Origin of the sequence: Micromonospora sp. AMSO12t, from assembly GCF_008806585.1 — a bacterium.
Taxonomy (GTDB): Bacteria; Actinomycetota; Actinomycetes; order Mycobacteriales; family Micromonosporaceae; genus Micromonospora; species Micromonospora reichwaldensis.
This window is the reverse complement of sequence record NZ_WAAS01000553.1, coordinates 1-729: the sequence shown is the minus strand read 5'-3', so window position 1 is coordinate 729 and position 729 is coordinate 1. Positions and strand designations below refer to the sequence as shown.

At 76.8% G+C, this 729-nt stretch carries 2 protein-coding genes; one reads left to right on the top strand and one right to left on the bottom strand.

The features are described from left to right. The coding region (locus tag F6X68_RS33850; protein WP_192581662.1) for a hypothetical protein at positions 1-321 on the top strand (321 nt) is incomplete at its 5' end. A gap of 9 nt (positions 322-330) precedes the next feature. Here the strand turns inward: F6X68_RS33850 and F6X68_RS32920 are convergent. Then, positions 331-729: hypothetical protein (locus F6X68_RS32920; RefSeq protein ID WP_151457865.1), on the bottom strand; the 399-nt coding region annotated here is incomplete at its 5' end.

The window sequence follows — 729 nt, the reverse complement described above, 5'->3', positions numbered from 1 at the left end:
CTGCCGGTCCGCCCGACCGGGACGCCCGGCGCGCGGCAGGTCGTCGACGCGTTCAAGGCCGCCGGGCTGAAGGTGCCGAACCCCCGGGACCGGTCGGTCGAGTGCGGCCCGGACGGGCTCGGCCTGGGCTGCTCCGAACTGGTCGCGACCGACGCCGTCACCGTGTACGTCTTCCCCGACGAGACCAGCGCCAGCGACATCGCCGAGACGTGGGGTGGCCAGTCGTTCCGGCGGGGCACGGTGGTGCTCAACTACCTGGAGGCGAAGACCCCCGCCGCCGATCGCGCCAGGTACGAGAAGGTCCTCACGGGCCTGCGCTGACGGCGCGGGTCAGCCGCGCAGGCGCAGGCCGCGCGGGGTGGCCCGGAAGCCGGCGGCGGTGAGGGCGTCGCGCAGCGGCGAGGAGCGCACCGCCTCGCCGTCGGCCCGCTCCACCGACATCGCGCCCAACGCGCCGGAGTGGACCGCGTCGGCGAGCGCCTTCCCGGCCGCCGTCAGCAGGTCGGTGTCGTCGGTGAAGGAGAGGATCGTCCGCCCGCCGCGTTCGACGTAGAGCACCAGGTCGCCGGCGACCAGCACCACCACGGCGCCGGCCTTGCGCCCCGCCCGGTGCCCGGTCGCCGGGGCCGCCCCGTCGCCCGAGTCGACCACCCGCTCCGGCCAGGACAGCGCCGCACCGTACGGGCTGGCCGGGTCGGTCGCGGCGCTGTCCTGGCCGGAGCGGGTGGT